A 16,238-nucleotide genomic window follows, 5' to 3' on the forward strand; every position below is an offset into this window, starting at 1 on the left:
ATTTTGACCAAGGGGTAAAAGTGGGGCTACCGTGACGTGGTGGGGCGGCAGTCGTCGAGTAGAGGAGTAGGTCGAGTGATACGCATTCTTGCAAGCGCCGTCCTTGCCGCGGCCATTCTGATTTCCGGGACTTCCGCCAGCCTGGCCAACAGGCTCGTCGCCCATGTCGATCTTTCCAAACAGACCATGACCGTCAAGAAAAACGGGCGTGTTCTCTACAAATGGCGCGTTTCGACGGCGCGTAGCGGCTACCGTACGCCAACCGGCCAGTGGAGCCCGACCCGCATGCACAAGATGTGGTATTCGCGCAAATACGACATGTCGCCGATGCCATATTCCATATTCTTTTATGGCGGTTACGCGATTCACGGCACAAATTACGTGAAATCGCTCGGCCGTCCGGCGTCGCATGGATGCGTTCGCCTCGACACCGCCAATGCGCGCAAGCTCTACGATCTGACGCGGGAAGTCGGCGCCGACAATATGCGCGTCGTGATCACGCACTGATCGTTTGGGACTGCGGCCGGCCTGTCCGGCCGGTCATGCCGCGCCGGGTTTCGTCCCGGCGCTCTTCTTCGTGTTGCGTGGAGGATGTCTGACCTCCCAGCGGCGGTGAAACCACATCCACTGATCGGGATATTCGCGCACCCAGCGCTCGACGATGTCGTTGAGCATCTGGGCGGTGGCCTCGACGTCGATCTCGCCCTTGTCGTCACGCGGCAGGTCGACGGCTTCCTCGAGGATCAGCCGGAACCGGCCCTGCGGCAGACGTACGCAGCGGGCCGGGTGGACCGGGCGGTCGAACTGGCGGGCGAGCTTGGGTAGCAGCGGGTTGGTCTGGACCGGCCGGCCGAAGAAGGTTCCCGCGATACCGCGGATGAACTTCTGGTCGACGAGCATGCCGACGGAGCCGCCTTCGTCGAGCATCCTGGCGAGGCCCCAGGCCGCGCCCGCCTTGGACGGGACGAGGTGGCCCATCGCGGTGCGGCGCGCCGACAGCAGTTTCTTGGCGATATAGGGATTGTTGGGCGGCCGGAAGAGGGCGGTGACATTGAGCCCGAAGGTCGCCGCGCAGACGGGCAGCAGTTCGAAATTGCCGGTATGGGCGGTGAAGAAGATGCAGGACGCGTTCTCGGCATGCAGGCGACGGAAGATTTCCTCGCCCTCGACCTCGACGAGGCCGGGCTCGTCGGCGTCGGGATCGAAGTCGAACAGCTTTTCCAGATAGACGTATTCGGCGCCGAGCCGGAACATGTTGCGCCACATGCGTCTCGCGATTTCCTTGCGTTCCTCCTCGGTCTTTTCGGGGAAGGCGGCGCGCAGATTGTCGAGGGCTATTCTGTGGCGCGAGGTCAGCGGCCCGAGCGCCTGTCCGAGGGCGGCGGCGAGTTCGATCGCGGTGCGGGCCGGCAGAAGCCGGGCGAGGCTGAGAAGCCCGAAGGTCAGCTGCGCGATCAGCCACAGGCGCAGCCGACGGGCGTTCTTCCACAAGCGCAGGAGGGATTGGGGCATTGGGGATATGTTCCGTCAGCTGACGCGCAGCAGGATCTTTCCGAAGACGTCGCGCGTTTCCATGCGCGCCAGCGCGTCGCCGATGCCGTCGAAATCGACTTCCGTGTCGACCACGGGATGGACGATGCCGCGCGCCATCTTCTGCATCGCGTCGGCCATGTTCTGCATCCGGCAGCCAAAGGAGCCGATGAGGCGCAATTGCTGCTGAAAAAGCATCATCAGGTTCACGTCCGTGGATACACCGGAGGTCGAGCCGCAGGTGACCAGACGACCGCCTCGTTTCAGTGACAGCATGGAGCCGGCCCATGTGTCCTTGCCGACATGCTCGAAGACGACATCGACGCCCTTCTTCTTCGTCAGCTTGCGCACGACGCCCTCGAAGCGGTCCTCGCGGTAGTTGATGACGTGATCGGCGCCGAGCGCCTTCGCCGGCTCGATCTTGGCGTCCGAGCCGACGGTGGTGATCACCGTGCAGCCCATCTTTTTCGCAAGCTGGATCGCCGCCGAGCCGATGCCGGACCCGCCGGCATGGACGAGGACGGTCTCGCCGGGCTTCAGCTGCGCATTGTCGAACAGCATGTGCTCGACGGTTCCGAAGGTGATCGGGGCAACCGCCGCACCGGTCGCATCGACGCCGGGCGGGGCGGGCACGAGGTTGCGGGCGGGAAGATTGATCTTTTCCTGGGCGAAGCCGTCGAGGTGGAAGCCGTGCACGCCGGCGACGTTTTCGCAGAGATTGTCGCGGCCCTCGGAGCAGGGGCCGCACAGGCCGCAGGTCTGCGCGCCGAAGATCGCAACGAGCTGGCCGGGCTTCAGGCCGGATACGCCGGGGCCGACGGTCTCGACCTCGCCGGAGGCTTCCGCGCCGATGACAAGCGGCATCTTGCGCTTGGCGAAGGCCATGCCGCGCCATCCCCACACGTCGATATGGTTCAGCGCGACCATGCGGATGCGCACCGTCACCTCGCCGAGGCCCGGCGGGGGCGGCGGCGGCAGGTCCACCTCAACAAGTTTGCGGTCTTCCACGAGCTGCAAGGCGCGCATGGCGGTTCCTTCTCGGCGTAATCGGATCGGAGTGGGCTTAAGCGGGTTCCGCCGCGATGACAAGGCAGGTGTTCTGTCCGCCGAAGCCGAAGGAGTTGGAAAGCACGCGGCCGACCTTCGCCTCGCGTTTCACATTCGGAACGACATCGAGCGGGATCGCCGGGTCGGGATTGGCGTGATTGATCGTCGGCGGCAGCGTGCCGGTGCGGATGGCGAGCAGCGAGAACACCGCCTCGATCGCGCCGGCGGCGGTCAGCGTGTGGCCGATCATCGACTTGTTGGACGAAATCGGGATCGACGAGATGGCGTCCCCGAAGACGGTCGACAGCGACAGATATTCCATCTTGTCGTTTTCCGGCGTCGAGGTGCCGTGCGCGTTAACGTAGTCGACGTCGCCGGTCGACACACCGGCATCGGCAAGCGCGGCGCGCACGGCGGCAATCGCCGGCGAGGCGTCCGGCTTGGAGCGCGTGCGGTGGAAATCGTCGGCGCATTCGCCGCAGCCTTCGAGGATGCCGAGCACGGTCGCGCCGCGGGCATGAGCGCTTTCCAGCGATTCCATGACGAAGGCGCCAGCGCCTTCCGCCATGACGAAGCCGTCGCGATCCTTGGAGAAGGGCTTGGAGGCCTTTTCGGGAACGTCGTTCTGGGTCGACAGCGCCGACAGCAGCGAGAAGCGGACCAGGGCCTCGGCAGTCACCGAACCGTCGGTGCCGACGGAAGTCACCCGCTCGGCCTCGCCGCGGCGAATTGCCTCGACGCCGAGCTGGATCGCGGTCGCGCCCGAGGCGCAGGCCGTCGACAGGGTAACCGGCAGGCCGCGCGTGCCGAGCCGCTCCTGCAGCTTCTGGCCGACGGTGCCGAACTGGGCCGAATGGTAGAAATCGAGATGATTGCCGTTGCGCGCTGCAAGCAGCAGGCGGTCATAGCCCGGTTCCTTGCCGCCGGCTTCGCGCCCGTCCGCGTCGAGCTTGAGGCGCTGCCACCATTCCAGTTCGACCGGCGGAGCGGCGAGGAAAAGCGGGCCGCCAAATTCCTTTTCCGACAGGCCGGATTCGCGGATCGCCTCGACTGCGGCGGCTTCGGCGAGCGCATAGGTGAGCGCGGCGGAACCGGCCTCGACCGGCGTCATGAAATCGACCGTGCCGGCGATGGTGGTGCGCAGATGCTCGGTCGGGAAACGCTTGATGCGGTGGATGCCGGACTGGCCGGCGGTCAGCCTGGCCCAGTTGTCGTCCTTGCCGGCGCCGAGCGAGGAGACGACGCCTGCGCCGGTGATGGCGATGATCGGCCGTCCGGCGTGATCGGTGTAGCTCATGCGCCGGCTCCTTGCGCCCTTGTGACGACGGCCATGCCCTCGGCGGCGTTGAAGCCGAGTGTCAGGACGCCGATCGAGGCGGGGACATCGGCCGCGGCCTCGAAACCGGAGCCGAGTGACGGAATGGTTTCGCCGTGGCTGAGCGACAGGGCGGCAAGAGCCACGGCCATCGGGAACTGCGCGTCGCGCATGTGGCCGAGCGCCGAGGTGACGCCGCGCACCGGAATGCCGGGCGCATGCGCCGCAAGGAACGCCTTTTCGTCGGCGGTGCGGGCATGGATGCCGGCGGCCGAGGAGACGATCATTGTTGTCTCGGCGATGCCGGCCTCGGCGGCGAGCCGTTCCAGGCGCTTCATGGTTTCGGGCGAGCCGACAGGACCCTGGTCGGCTGCGACCGGGCCGAGGACGCCATAAATTTTCGCGCTGCGCGCCTCGGCGTGTTCGCGGCTTTCCAGCACCAGGAAGGCGCCGCCGGAGCCGGAGACGATGCCGCCGCCCTCGACCGGTTCGCGCTCCCAGACCGGCGCCCAGCCGCCGCGCGAGAGATAGTGGCCGAGTTCGTAGCCGAGCAGCATGTCGGGGTGTTCGGCATTGTAGGCGCCGCCGACGAGCGCGTGCGTGCTCTGGCCGGCGCGGATGCGCGCCGCCGCCGTCTGCACGGCCGAGATGCCGGAGCCTTCCTCGCCCATGAAGGTGCGCGAGGACCCGGTCACCTTGTGGACGATGGAAATGTTGCCGGCGAGCAGGTTGGAGAGCTGCGCGAGAAAGAGGGTCGGGCGCAATTCGGTCGTCAGCACCTCGTTGATCGCGACGCCGACATCGTCGACGCCTTCCGCGACCTTGTTGAGGATCATGGTGTCGACATCGACGTCGCGTTCGCCGCCCGAAGCGGCCACGATCATGTCCATCGAGGCGCACAGCGCCTCGTCGCCCTTTATGCCGGCATCTTCCAGCGCGAGGCCGGCGGTGTAGGTGCCGATGCGTTGCCAGGCTTCCATCTGGCGCTGATCGCCGCGCTTGGCGATCTGCAGCGACCAGTCGACTTCCGGCAGGGGATGGACCGTGTAGGGCGCGAAACGCTCGCGCTCGAGCACCGGGCCGGCGAAATTGCGCAGCGCATTCCAGTTGGCTTCCGCTCCCTCGCCGAGCGAGGAGAGGATGCCGATGCCTGTAATGACGACGTCGTTGGGGCTGGACATCAGTGAGGCAATCAACCGTTCATGCCGGCCGGGCCGGAGGCTCAGGCCGTTTTGGCTGCGACAAGATCGTCGATCTTGGCGCAAAGATTCTTGAGGACAAAGTATTCTTCGGTGGCAACCTTGCCGTCATTGACGTCCTGGGTCCACTGCTCGAGCGGAATCTTGATGCCGAATTCCTTGTCGATGGCAAAGACGATATCCAGGAAATCGAGGCTGTCGATGCCGAGGTCGTCAATCGTGTGGCTTTCGGGAGTGATCGAGTCGCGCTCGATTTCGCTGGTGTCCGCGATGATATCGGCGACTTTTTCGAATGTAGTAGCCACTCTTGTGTCCTTCATGTCTTCGCACGGCGCCCGGTCGGCAGGCGGTGCATCAAATCAAACAATTACCGTGTTGCGCGCTCTCTAGCGTGTTTGTACGCCAAGGAAAAGGCCGTTGTCGCGCGAGGAATGCAACCAGGACGCGAAACCGGGTATGGCCTCGCGTTTACGGGTATCCTAGTGATTCCCCGTCGCTGCGGAAAGGTGGAGCCGAATGGAAGAATGGGGATATCTGTCATCCGGCGAAACGGTGCGCCGCGTGACGCTTGCCGGCGGCGGGCTGACGGCCCGCGTCATCACGCGCGGCGCGGCGGTGCAGGACCTGCGCCTCGAAAGCTATGACGCGCCGCTGGTGCTCGGTTTCGACCGTCTCGACCACTACGAGCGGTTTTCCCCCTATTTCGGCGCAATCGCCGGGCGTTTCGCCAATCGCATCGCGAATGGCCGGTTCTCGCTGGACGGCGTCGAATACCGGCTCGACCAAAACGACCACGGTCATTGCCTGCATGGCGGCAGGCGCGGCTTCTCGGAGTTGCTCTGGGACATCGAGGATCTCGGCGCCAGCCATGTCGTGCTGCGTCTCGACAGCGCCGACGGCGACATGGGCTTTCCCGGCGCGCTCAGCGCGCGCTGCCGCTACGCACTGGGCGGGGAGGGCGAATTCCGCGTCACGCTGACGGCCGTGACCGACGCGCCGACGGTCTGCGCGATGGCGCATCACAGCTATTTCAACCTCGATGACGGCGGCGCGACACCGGCGACCGGGCACGAAATCATGATCGCGGCGGACAGCTATCTTCCGGTCGACGACACGCTGATCCCGCTCGGGGCTCCGGCTCCCGTCGAAGGCACGGCGTTCGATTTCCGCCGGATGAAGCGGATCGACGCCTACGATCCGGGCGCTTTCTACGATCACAATTTCTGCCTTGCGGAGACCGGGGGCGCGATGCGCGAGGTGGCGAGACTGCACGCGCCGCGCTCCGGCGTGTCGATGACGGTCGCGACGACGGAGCCCGGCCTGCAATGGTTCACCGCACCGGGCATGGCGATCGAACCGTCGGGCCTTGACGGGCGGCGCTATGGCCATCACGCCGGGATGTGCCTGGAAACGCAGATCTGGCCGGACGCGCCGAACCGTCCGGGCTATCCGAGCGCCGTGCTCCGGCCCGGCGAAACGCGCGAACAGAAAACAATCTACCGGTTCCGGCGCGGCTGAGGCCGGCTCAGGGGCGCAGGATCGCGAATTCGGTCATCGGCATCAACGCGCCGTGGTGGCGGATGACCCGGCCGGCGACCCGATGCGCGAACAGGGCGGCGTCTTCCGGCGGGTGGCCGGCGAGGCGGGCGGCGAGATAGGCGCCGTTGAAACTGTCGCCCGCGCCGGTGGTGTCGAGCGGCTGGATTTCTTCCGGCGGCGCGACGGTATGGCTGGCGAGATCGACGGCGACCAGCGCGCCGCCGCCGCCGGATTTGACGACGATCTCGCCGGGACCGAAATGGCGGATGCGCTCGACGGTTTTTTCCGGCGTGGCGTCGCCGAAAAGCGCCCGCTCGTCGTCGAATGTCGGCAGCACGATTGTGGCGGCGCGATAGGCCTCGGCGATGGCGGATTGCGCCTCGTCCCGGCTGGCCCAGAGCCGAGGCCGATAATTCGGATCGAAGGCGACGGCCGCGTCGGCGTTGCGGGCCGCTTCGACGATGGACAGAAGATCGGCGCGTGCGCGCGGGTCGAGGATGGCCAGCGTGATGCCGGAAAAATAGATCAGCCCGGCGCCCGACAGGCTCGCGGCAAGCGCGTCGTGGTCGTCCGCCAGAAGGCGCGCGGCGGAATTTTCGCGCCAGTAGGTGAAGGAGCGCTCGCCCTTCCTGTCAAGCGTGATGGCATAGAGCCCCGGCGCCTTGCCGTGGATGACCGGGCTTGCGGCGACGCCGATGCCGTTGGCGCGCAGAAAACCGATCTGCTCCCTCGAAAACGGATCGTCGCCGAAGGCGCTCACATAGTCGGTTGCCGTCGTTTCCGGGGAGAGCGCGCGCAGATACCAGAGCGTGTTCAGCGTGTCGCCTGCGAAGCCCTGCCGCCACGTCACACCGTCGCGGCCGGACAGTTCGATCATGCATTCGCCGATGGAAACGATTCGGGTCATGGGCGGCGCTCGCGGTTGAAACAGACGGACAACGCTTCGACTCCGGATACAGCACGGCCTCGCGGCGGAGGCAAGAAAGCGGTGACGGGGAAATTTCGTGAAGCCCGGATTTCCCCGATTTTGCGGGTTCTTCCGCCGCTGTTTTCAACTGTCTTATGACTGTCACATGGCCCGGTAGAATAGGAGGCAACCGAATTGGGGCATTGGTCGGTCCGGATGCATGTGAAGGCGGTCATCTTCGATTGGGCCGGAACGCTGGTCGACTTCGGCTCGCTGGCGCCCGTCCTGTCGATACAGCGTGTGTTCAAGGAGGCCGGGACTCCCGTCGCCGTCGAGGAAGTGCGCGCCGGCATGGGGCTGGGAAAACTCGAACATATCCGGATGCTCGGCGCGAGCGACCGCGTCGCGCAGGCCTGGGCGCACGGTCATGACGGCGCGCCGTTCGCGGACAAGGACGCCGTCCTGCTGCATGAAGCCTATCGCGCCGTGAACCGCCACGTCGCCAGCGAACGCGGCAAGCTGATTTCCGGCGCGCTCAAGGCGAGCCGGGCGCTGCGCGAGCGCGACATCGCGATCGGAACCACGACCGGCTATTCGCGCGACATCATGGAGCATGTGATCGCGGTCGCGCGGGCGCAGGGCTTCGAGGCGGACGCGGTGGTGTGCGCCGACGATGTGCCGGAATCGCGGCCGTCGCCGCTCGCCGTCTATCACGCCATGGTGCTGCTCGGTGTCTACCCGGCCTCGTCGGTCATCAAGGTCGACGACACGGTGCCCGGCCTGATGGAAGGCAAGGCCGCGGGGGCATGGACGGTCGGCGTCAGTGAGACCGGCAACGAGATGGGGCTGACCGAGGAGGCGTTTGCGGCGCTGCCGGCGCGCGAACGCCTCGAACTCGCCAATGCGGCGGCCAAGCGGCTCACCGACGCAGGCGCCGATTACGTGGTCGGATCGGTCGCCGAGATCCCGGCCATCGTCGACGACGTCAATGAAAGGCTGGCCGACGGCGAGCGCCCGGAATTGCTCGAATACGAACCAACGGCGGCGTGACGCGCCCGACGAACGGACGAGGAAAACGGGGTGTGTCCTGTCTCGGCCCTTGCGACTGAAGGCTTGCAATTCGAAGCGGTATCCGGCCATTTTTCGGCGACAGCCCAGACGCTGGAAGGCTTGATGCAGATATTACCGAAGCGCCGTTCTACCCGACTCGAACAGGGGCACCGTCGCATCGCTACAATTTTGGCCGCGGTCATGTGCCTTTGCCTGGCGCATCCGGCCTATGCCGGTTCCCGGTCCTGCGGCCCGGAATGGCATTCCGCGCGCCTGACCAACTATGAATCCTATCCGGAGCCAGGCAGTGCGGAATGCATAGAAAATAACGGCTGCACCTGGGCGGGGCAATTCTATGGAGGCTCCGGAACCTATTCCGAAGAATGGGTTGCGAAGCACAATATCGTGGCCGTGCATCTGAAGGACTGGGACTGGCTTGGCATGAAGACCCTGCGCCTGCGCCAGGGCACCAGAGAGATAATCGTACAGGCGATCGACGCGTGCTCGGATGCGGATTGCGACGGGTGTTGCACGGCCAATCTCGGAGGAGACGGCCACCTGATCGACATCGAGAAATACACCATGGCCCGCTTCGGATCGGGGGACGGCCTGGTCGAGTTTCAGGTCTGTGACTAGCGCCCCGCGAAGACGGGCTTTTGCCGCGCCCGGAGCCTCCGGCGATGCCAGTGCCGGATATTTATTACGCCGGATAAGGTTTTTTCCGCCGGTTTCGCATGGTTGTCACAAGCAAAGCGTAGCAGGGTTGAACCTGTTTCAGGAGGCTGATTCGCCCCATGCGCTATGCTATTTACTACACGCCGCCCCGCGACCATCCGCTGACGCGCGCCGCATCGAGCTGGCTTGGGCGCGACGCGTTTTCCGGCCTGACGCTGCCGCATGCCGAGCGCACCGGACTGGCGCTCGGGGAAATCGCATATTTCACGGCGGTGCCGCGCCGCTACGGATTTCACGGGACGTTGAAGGCGCCGTTCCGGCTGGCCGACGGCGTCGGCGAGGCCGAATTGCTGGACATGGCCGAGAAATTCAGCCGCGAGGCCGAGCCAGTCGTCGTCCCGAAAGTGACGGTGGCGCGGTTGGGCGGGTTCTTCGCGATCGTTCCGGAAGAACCGAACCGGGCGCTGAACGAGTTCGCGGGGCAGGTGGTCGCCGTGTTCGACAAGCTGCGCGCGCCGCTGAGCGAAAAGGAGTTCGAGCGCCGCGACCCGGAAAAAATGTCGACATCGCAGCTGCGCAACCTGCAGAACTGGGGTTACCCCTACGTTTTCGACGATTTCCGTTTTCACATGACGCTGACGGGCCATGTCGAGCCCGCCGACCGTCCGCGCCTCGAGGCCGCGCTCGACCGGCATTTCCATGCCGTGATCGGCGAGCCGCTGGTGATCGACCACCTCGCGGTCTTCATCGAACGCGAGCAGGGGGCCCCGTTCGAGGTGCATTCGCTGTTTCCGATCGCCGCTGGCGGCAAACGCCGCTTCGCCTGAGGCCGGACGTTCAGAGGCGGCCGTGGCGCCGCAAGACGGCCGCGTAGCGCTCGGCCTCGGGCGCACCCTGTTCCAGCGCGAAAATATAGGCCTGGGTATAGAAGAAACAGGCCGAGGCGATGTCGCCGTCTTCCGCGAACCGGTCCGCGGCTTCGCCGTAGAGGCCGGCCAGGCGCATCCCGTCACCGGCCTCGTGGGCGGCAATGACCGCGCCATTGAGGCGGTCGAGCGGCTGCGCGGGCCCCGGCAACGGCATCACCGACGTCACCGCGCCAACTGCGTCGCGATCCAGTGGTGGAACATGTGCGTCGGGCTGTCCATGGCCGGCGAGAAGCGGCCGCCGTCGAAATGGACCGCGTTGCGTCCTTCCTGCATGCCCTCGACCACGAAGATGTCCTCCTCGAAGACGACTCTCCACTGCGCTGTGTTCTTCGCGCGCAGCGCGGCGCGTTCGGGGCCGGTGGAACTCTCGTCGTGATAGTAGATCTCGACATGCTCGACCGTGCTGGCATTATCCCGCGGTTCGAGGATGATGGCGAAGGAATGGTCGCGGTGCACGCCGAACAGAACGTTGGGATAAAGCGCGATATATTCGGCGGCCGTGTCCCATTTTTCGCCGAGCCCCGGCGCATCGGCGAAGGTTTCATTCTCGTCGCCGCGCAGCTGGCGGTAAACCAGCGTTCCCTGGCCTGAAAAAGCACCCGGTTCCTCGATATGGTAATGATCCTCGAGGCGCGAATAGCTGTTCAGGCCGGGATGCACCCAGGGCAGGTGGTAGCTCTCGCAATAATTCTCGACGGCGAGTTTCCAGTTGGTCGCGACCTCGAGTTTGAAGCTCGAATCGGCGCCGGAATGGAGCAGGGGGCGATCGAATTCGCGCCAGCGCGCGAGCATCTTTTCATGCGCTTCCTCGAAGGGCGGGGCGTCGCCGGAAATATTGACGAAGACGACGTCGCGCCAGACATGGGACCGGACCTCGATCAGGCCGAGCGCGTCGCGGTCGATCGCCGCGTGGGTGTTGTGGCCGGGACCGCCGACATGCGGCGTCGCCTTGAGCGCGCCGTCGAGGTCGTAGCACCAGGAATGGTAGGGACAGCGGATGGCGCCGCGGATGCGGCCCGGCTCGCGGACGAGGATCATGCCGCGATGGCGGCAGATGTTCTGGAAGACGCGCAGCTTGCCGTCGCGGCCGCGAATGACCACCAGCGGCTGGCCGAGAAAGGTGAGCGGCATGGCGTCGCCATTTTCCGGCACGTCCTTGGCGAAGCCGATGGCCGCCCAGTTGTCGAAAAAGACGCGCTCCTTTTCTGCCTCGAAACATTGCCGGTCGGTGTAATACCGGTTCGACAGGCCGTTCGCTGTCGCGACCGGTTCCATGACACGCGCCAGATCCTCATCCACCAAACGTTGTTCCATCGTGAGCCTCCACCCGGGTCGACAGATTGTCCGTAACAGTGATTTTGAGCGGGCAGGGACGCTTTGCCCATGCGGATTTGAGAAATCGGCAGGTCCATTCGCGACGCCGTGACGCGATTGACGTTAAAACCTGTTTGTCATACTCCACTTTCCTTATCGTTTCGAAACCGGGCTCCTGGCGCCTTCTGTGACGCATTTTCCACTCAAAACCCTCGCATGGATCGGCGCGGGACTGTGCATCATCCCGATCGCCGCCGTCGGCATTGCAGCGGCGGGCGGGACGTTCGACACGTGGTTCCGGCTGTGGGACACGGTCCTGCCGCGTTACATCTGGAACACGGTGCAGCTTGCCTTCTATGTCGGGATAGGCACGGCGGCGACGGGAACGGGGGCGGCCTGGCTGGTCACGATGTGCCGCTTTCCCGGCAGCCGCATCCTCGAAATCGTGCTGGCGCTGCCGCTGGCCTTCCCGGCCTATGTGCTGGCCTATGCCTATACCGACCTGCTCGATCATCCGGGGCCGGTGCAATCGACGCTGAGGGCCGTCACCGGCTGGGGACCGCGCGACTACTGGTTTCCCGAGATCCGCTCGCTCGGCGGCGCTGCGCTGATGCTGATCTTCGTGCTCTATCCCTATGTCTTTCTGCTGGCACGGGCGGCGTTCCTGCGGCAGTCTCCCACAGCCTATTTCGCGGCGCGCACGATGGGACACGGACCCTGGAGCGCCTTTTTCCGGGTCAGCCTGCCGGTCGCGCGGCCGGCAATCGCCGGCGGCACGATCCTCGCCATGATGGAGGCCATCGCCGACTTCGGCACCGTGGCGCATTTCGGCGTGCAGACCTTCGCCACCGGCATCTACCAGGCATGGTTCTCGATGGGAGACCGTCCGGCCGCCTCGCAGCTCGCATTCTGCCTGATGCTGGCGGCGCTGTTTCTGGTCGCGCTCGAATCGAGGCAGCGCGGCGGGGCGAAACACCACCAGGCGGGCAACCGCATCGAGGCGATGACCCCGCATTTTCTGTCCGGCTGGCGGGCGGCGGCGGCGATCCTCGCCTGCCTGATTCCGGTTGCGGCCGGCTTCGTCATTCCGCTGGTCACGCTGCTCGAAATGGCGGTGCGGTCCGGGCAGAACCCGTTCGCGCCGCGCTATCTCGATTTCGTCCAGAATTCCCTGATCCTGGCCTCCGTCGCCGCGGTACTGACGGTGATCGGCGCCGTGATCGTTGGCTACCGGATGCGGCTTGCGCCGGGCAAGGCGGCGATGATCACCAAGACCCTGTCGGGTATCGGCTACGCGCTGCCGGGCTCCGTCATCGCGGTCGGGTTGCTGGTGCCCTTCGCGCGGCTCGACAATACGATCGACGCCTTCATGCGCGCGCATTTCGACATCTCGACCGGGCTGCTCTTCACCGGCTCCATCGCGCTTCTGGTGATGACCTATATCGTGCGCTTCATGGCGGCCGCCTTGTCGGCCTTCGATACCGGCATCAGCCAGATCAGGCCGAATGTCGACGCGGTGGCGCGCACGCTCGGTTCCGGCACGCTCAACATGCTTTTGAAAGTGCATTTGCCGCTGATGCGGGCGAGCCTGCTGACCGCCTTGCTGATCGTTTTCGTCGATACGATGAAGGAACTGCCGGCAACGCTTATCCTCAGGCCGTTCAATTTCGACACGCTGGCGGTGCAGGCGCACCGGCTGGCCTCCGACGAGCGGCTGGCGCAGGCGGCGGTGCCGTCGCTGGTGATCGTCGCCTTCGGGCTGCTGCCGGTCATCATCCTGTGCCGGACGATTGCGCGTACGCAGCAAACCCGCGAGGCGGTGGAGATCGAGGGGCTGGTGCCGCTGGAGGCATGAAAAAGCCCGGCCGAAGCCGGGCTTTGCGTTTCGGCGATGCGTGTCGCGATTACCTGAAGCCGATCGCATTGAAGATGTTCTGGGCCTCGGCCTGGTACTCGCCGAGCGCGGCGAGGTTCAGGTCGTCGCGCTTGAACTTGCCCAGCTTGACGACCGCCGCCGACATGGCGACGCCATCGACGACGGGATATTCGTCGTTGCCGGACGCGAAATATTCCTGCGCCGAATCCGAGGCGAGATATTCGAGGAACTTGACCGCATTTTCTCGGTTGGGCGCGTTTTTGAGAACGCCGGCCGCCGAAACGTTGACATGCGCGCCGCGGCCGTCCTGGTCCGGGAAGACCCAGCCGATCTCGTCGGTATGGCCGCTGACGCCGTCCACCTGGGAATGCAGGGTGCGGGCGAAATAATAGGTGTTGGCGACGGCGATGTCGCATTCGCCCGAAACGATACCGGCGAGCTGGTCGATGTCGCCGCCCTGCGGCTGGCGGGCGAGGTTGTTCTTCAGGCCCTCAGCCCAGGCCTTGGCCTTTTCGGGGCCTTCCTCGGCGATGCGCGAGGCGAGCAGGGACAGGTTGTAGATGTCGAGGCCGGAGCGGATGCAGATCTGGCCCTTGTATTTCGGGTCGGCGAGTTCGTCATAGGTCTGCGGCGGCTCCTTCACGCGGTCCTTGGCGTAAAAGATGATGCGGGCGCGGGTCGAAAAGCCGAACCAGAGATTGTCCGGGTGCCGCAGCGCCGCGGGAATGCGCTTTTCCAGGAAGTCGCTGTTGACCGGCGACAGCAGGCCGGCGTCGGCGGCGCGCCAGATGCGGCCGGCATCGACGGTGATCAGCACGTCGGCGGGGCTGTTCTTGCCTTCCGCCTTGAGACGTTCGATCAGTTCGTCGGCATTGCCCTCGATCCGGTTGACCTGGATGCCGGTCTGTTTCTCGAAATCGGAATAAAGCCGCTCGTCCGTGTCGTAGTGGCGCGACGAATAGAGATTGACTTCGCCGTCGGCGCGAGCCGCCGATACAATCGGAAACGCCACAGTCGCTGAGAGGAGGGCTGTGACGACGCGCATGCGCAGGGTCATGGATGGCTCCCGTTTATCGTTGTTAACCTGACTGTCAGGCTCATGTTTACCTGATAAAATCGCCCCGGACTGTCAAGAAAAAAGTTGACAAATTTGGTTTGGTTATCTGGAATGATTCCAAACTAGCGGCTATATAGGTCTGAACGGAGACGATTCATGCGCCTGACCAAACAGACAAACTATGCCGTCCGCATCCTGATGTACTGCACGGCCAATGCCGGTCATCTAAGCCGGGTGGCGGAGATCGCCCGGGCCTATGGCGTGTCGGAACCGTTCCTGTTCAAGATCCTGCAGCCGCTGACCGAAGGCGGGCTGATCGAGACCGTGCGCGGCCGCAATGGCGGCATCCGGCTCGGCCGCGACGCCTCCGACATCACGCTTCTCGACGTGGTCCGGCTGACCGAGGACAATTTCAGCATGGCCGAGTGTTTCGACCGCGACGACACGGGTTGTCCGCTGGTGGAAACCTGCCGGCTTTCTTCGGCGCTGCGCGAGGCGCTGGGCGCGTTCTTCGGCGTACTTGCGAAATACTCGATCGCCGACCTCGCGCGCCCCAGCGACAATATCGGCATGCTGCTCGGGCTCGATCCGCTCGAAGTCCCGATCGTCGCGCACTGATCATCCCTTTATCCGGCGTTGAATCTTAACGTGGCGGGCTAAAAGCGCGCCGCGTCAATGTTTTTCGTGACTCGCCGAAGGCCGACGCAATATGATTTCCGCGATCGTCCGGCACTGCCGCCGGCGCCGATACCTGTCAGTAAACGAGTCATGCAGCGGAGGCCTGTCACCATGAGCCGCAAAACGGAAAACGCGAAATCACGCCAATCGAAGACGCATATATCGCCTGTAAACGGGTTCCGTTCGAGAAGCGCGCGGATCGTCCGGCGCCTCAACCCGGTCTTGGCGCTCGCGCTTGCGCCCGGTTTCGCCTTCGCGGCGACGGTTCCCGTCCACGCGACCATCGACAACACGGCGACGGCGAGCGGCACCTATGGCGAACAGATGGTGCAGACGGATGCGGCGACACTCAATCTCGACGTCGAACCCGCCAAGGCTTCGCTGAGCGTGTCGTCTGTCGGCGTGCTCGATGTGACGGGCGGCGGGGAAAGCGATGCCGCCGATGGCGGCGACACGGTCTCGCTCTCGGTGACGGTCACCAACAGCGGCAATGTGACGGTGCGCAATGTTCACCCGGCGGATGCCGCATTCCTGGCGAATGGCGAGACCGGAACCGGCTCGCTTGCCGCCTTCGAGCCGGCATCGGCCGTTATCGAACCGGGCGGGTCGCAGCTGTTCACGGCGCTCTACACGCTGAGTGCCGATGACGTCTACCGCGCCGCGGGCACGGAAGGCGGCATCACGGCAAGCATCGGTGCAAGCGGCGCCGTGGCCGCCGGCGCCGTCAACGCCGAGGCGGTGGCCGCGAAGGTGGACGTCGACGCCAATCCGCGGCTCGAAATCCGCAAGGATGCCGCCATCGCCAAGGGCGACGGCAATACCGGCGAGGATCTCGAGGCGGGCGACCTGGTCACCTACACCTACACGGTCACCAATACCGGCAATGTCGCGATCAACGGCATCACGATCACCGACGAGCACGAGGGCACGGCGCTGGCTTCATCCGAGGTCACGAATTCGAGCGAGGGGCCGTTCGACGAGACGAAGAGTGTCGACGATCCGCTCGGCGTCAGCGCCGACGAAAGCGTGAACGGTACATGGGACGTACTCGGCGCCGGCGGTGCGGTCACCTTCACCTTCAAGCACGTCGTCACCCAGGCGGAATTCGAGGCGCAGTAAGCG

17 protein-coding genes are annotated in these 16,238 nt (G+C 65.0%); 8 read left to right on the forward strand and 9 right to left on the reverse strand.

What is annotated here, in order from left to right:
- Positions 1-84 precede the first annotated feature (84 nt).
- Complete coding sequence (locus tag IG169_RS13800; RefSeq protein WP_428982250.1) at positions 85-507, forward strand: L,D-transpeptidase; 423 nt, start codon at positions 85-87, stop codon at positions 505-507.
- A gap of 33 nt (positions 508-540) precedes the next feature.
- Here the strand turns inward: IG169_RS13800 and IG169_RS13805 are convergent, their stop codons facing one another.
- The 5 genes from IG169_RS13805 to IG169_RS13825 are packed head-to-tail and all read right to left on the reverse strand — an operon-like array spanning position 541 to position 5,396.
- Positions 541-1,512, reverse strand: a complete 972-nt coding sequence (locus IG169_RS13805; RefSeq protein WP_193176805.1) for a lipid A biosynthesis lauroyl acyltransferase — start codon at positions 1,510-1,512, stop codon at positions 541-543.
- Between the two features lie 15 nt (positions 1,513-1,527).
- A complete protein-coding gene (locus IG169_RS13810) occupies positions 1,528-2,556 on the reverse strand; it encodes a zinc-binding dehydrogenase (protein ID WP_193176806.1) in 1,029 nt (342 codons plus the stop codon).
- Between the two features lie 37 nt (positions 2,557-2,593).
- Positions 2,594-3,874 carry a beta-ketoacyl-ACP synthase gene (locus tag IG169_RS13815; protein ID WP_193176807.1) on the reverse strand — a complete coding sequence of 427 codons (1,281 nt, stop codon included), beginning with the start codon at positions 3,872-3,874 and terminating at the stop codon, positions 2,594-2,596.
- Complete coding sequence (locus IG169_RS13820; protein ID WP_193176808.1) at positions 3,871-5,073, reverse strand: beta-ketoacyl-ACP synthase; 1,203 nt, start codon at positions 5,071-5,073, stop codon at positions 3,871-3,873. The genes IG169_RS13815 and IG169_RS13820 overlap by 4 nt, the downstream gene beginning before the upstream one ends.
- 41 nt (positions 5,074-5,114) lie before the next feature.
- Positions 5,115-5,396 (reverse strand): acyl carrier protein, encoded by a 282-nt coding sequence (locus IG169_RS13825; protein ID WP_193176809.1) that lies wholly within the window; start codon positions 5,394-5,396, stop codon positions 5,115-5,117.
- A gap of 211 nt (positions 5,397-5,607) precedes the next feature.
- Between IG169_RS13825 and IG169_RS13830 the strand changes: the two genes are divergently transcribed.
- Entirely contained in the window at positions 5,608-6,609 is a 1,002-nt protein-coding gene (locus tag IG169_RS13830) for an aldose epimerase family protein (RefSeq protein ID WP_193176810.1), read from the forward strand.
- Between the two features lie 7 nt (positions 6,610-6,616).
- On the opposite strand, the gene IG169_RS13835 is transcribed toward IG169_RS13830, so the two are convergent.
- Positions 6,617-7,537 (reverse strand): sugar kinase, encoded by a 921-nt coding sequence (locus IG169_RS13835; protein WP_193176811.1) that lies wholly within the window; start codon positions 7,535-7,537, stop codon positions 6,617-6,619.
- A 195-nt stretch (positions 7,538-7,732) separates the two neighbouring features.
- Between IG169_RS13835 and phnX the strand changes: the two genes are divergently transcribed.
- The 3 genes from phnX (at position 7,733) to IG169_RS13850 (ending at position 10,089) form a co-directional block, all read left to right on the forward strand.
- Positions 7,733-8,587 carry a phosphonoacetaldehyde hydrolase gene (phnX, locus tag IG169_RS13840; RefSeq protein WP_193176812.1) on the forward strand — a complete coding sequence of 285 codons (855 nt, stop codon included), beginning with the start codon at positions 7,733-7,735 and terminating at the stop codon, positions 8,585-8,587.
- Between the two features lie 123 nt (positions 8,588-8,710).
- Positions 8,711-9,223: a hypothetical protein gene (locus tag IG169_RS13845; protein WP_193176813.1), complete on the forward strand. Its 513-nt coding sequence runs from the start codon at positions 8,711-8,713 to the stop codon at positions 9,221-9,223.
- Between the two features lie 158 nt (positions 9,224-9,381).
- Positions 9,382-10,089, forward strand: coding sequence for a DUF1045 domain-containing protein (locus IG169_RS13850; protein ID WP_193176814.1), 708 nt, complete (start codon positions 9,382-9,384; stop codon positions 10,087-10,089).
- Between the two features lie 10 nt (positions 10,090-10,099).
- Here the strand turns inward: IG169_RS13850 and IG169_RS13855 are convergent, their stop codons facing one another.
- Positions 10,100-10,348: a hypothetical protein gene (locus IG169_RS13855; protein ID WP_210326017.1), complete on the reverse strand. Its 249-nt coding sequence runs from the start codon at positions 10,346-10,348 to the stop codon at positions 10,100-10,102.
- A gap of 5 nt (positions 10,349-10,353) precedes the next feature.
- Positions 10,354-11,505: an aromatic ring-hydroxylating oxygenase subunit alpha gene (locus tag IG169_RS13860; protein WP_193176815.1), complete on the reverse strand. Its 1,152-nt coding sequence runs from the start codon at positions 11,503-11,505 to the stop codon at positions 10,354-10,356.
- Positions 11,506-11,692: 187 nt separating this feature from the next.
- Here IG169_RS13860 and IG169_RS13865 point away from each other — a divergent pair, with 187 nt between their 5' ends.
- Positions 11,693-13,360, forward strand: coding sequence for an ABC transporter permease subunit (locus IG169_RS13865; RefSeq protein ID WP_193176816.1), 1,668 nt, complete (start codon positions 11,693-11,695; stop codon positions 13,358-13,360).
- 49 nt (positions 13,361-13,409) lie between these two features.
- Here IG169_RS13865 and IG169_RS13870 read toward each other — a convergent pair whose 3' ends face one another.
- Positions 13,410-14,438 (reverse strand): Fe(3+) ABC transporter substrate-binding protein, encoded by a 1,029-nt coding sequence (locus IG169_RS13870; protein ID WP_193176817.1) that lies wholly within the window; start codon positions 14,436-14,438, stop codon positions 13,410-13,412.
- Positions 14,439-14,594: 156 nt separating this feature from the next.
- Here IG169_RS13870 and rirA point away from each other — a divergent pair, with 156 nt between their 5' ends.
- Positions 14,595-15,056, forward strand: coding sequence for an iron-responsive transcriptional regulator RirA (gene rirA / locus IG169_RS13875; RefSeq protein ID WP_193176818.1), 462 nt, complete (start codon positions 14,595-14,597; stop codon positions 15,054-15,056).
- A 171-nt stretch (positions 15,057-15,227) separates the two neighbouring features.
- Positions 15,228-16,235 (forward strand): DUF7507 domain-containing protein, encoded by a 1,008-nt coding sequence (locus tag IG169_RS13880; protein ID WP_193176819.1) that lies wholly within the window; start codon positions 15,228-15,230, stop codon positions 16,233-16,235.
- Positions 16,236-16,238: the final 3 nt, after the last annotated feature.

This window comes from Oricola nitratireducens, assembly GCF_014904745.1.
In the GTDB taxonomy this organism is placed as follows: domain Bacteria; phylum Pseudomonadota; class Alphaproteobacteria; order Rhizobiales; family Rhizobiaceae; genus Oricola; species Oricola nitratireducens.

Excerpts from the sequence above, each read along its gene's own strand:
- IG169_RS13845 (WP_193176813.1), top strand. The coding sequence starts at position 8,711 with ATGCAGATATTACCGAAGCGCCGTTCTACCCGACTCGAACAGGGGCAC.
- IG169_RS13870 (WP_193176817.1), bottom strand. The coding sequence starts at position 14,438 with ATGACCCTGCGCATGCGCGTCGTCACAGCCCTCCTCTCAGCGACTGTG.
- IG169_RS13810 (WP_193176806.1), bottom strand. The coding sequence starts at position 2,556 with ATGCGCGCCTTGCAGCTCGTGGAAGACCGCAAACTTGTTGAGGTGGAC.
- rirA (WP_193176818.1), top strand. The coding sequence starts at position 14,595 with ATGCGCCTGACCAAACAGACAAACTATGCCGTCCGCATCCTGATGTAC.
- IG169_RS13850 (WP_193176814.1), top strand. The coding sequence starts at position 9,382 with ATGCGCTATGCTATTTACTACACGCCGCCCCGCGACCATCCGCTGACG.
- IG169_RS13835 (WP_193176811.1), bottom strand. The coding sequence starts at position 7,537 with ATGACCCGAATCGTTTCCATCGGCGAATGCATGATCGAACTGTCCGGC.
- IG169_RS13815 (WP_193176807.1), bottom strand. The coding sequence starts at position 3,874 with ATGAGCTACACCGATCACGCCGGACGGCCGATCATCGCCATCACCGGC.
- IG169_RS13880 (WP_193176819.1), top strand. The coding sequence starts at position 15,228 with ATGAGCCGCAAAACGGAAAACGCGAAATCACGCCAATCGAAGACGCAT.
- IG169_RS13830 (WP_193176810.1), top strand. The coding sequence starts at position 5,608 with ATGGAAGAATGGGGATATCTGTCATCCGGCGAAACGGTGCGCCGCGTG.
- IG169_RS13860 (WP_193176815.1), bottom strand. The coding sequence starts at position 11,505 with ATGGAACAACGTTTGGTGGATGAGGATCTGGCGCGTGTCATGGAACCG.
- IG169_RS13820 (WP_193176808.1), bottom strand. The coding sequence starts at position 5,073 with ATGTCCAGCCCCAACGACGTCGTCATTACAGGCATCGGCATCCTCTCC.
- IG169_RS13805 (WP_193176805.1), bottom strand. The coding sequence starts at position 1,512 with ATGCCCCAATCCCTCCTGCGCTTGTGGAAGAACGCCCGTCGGCTGCGC.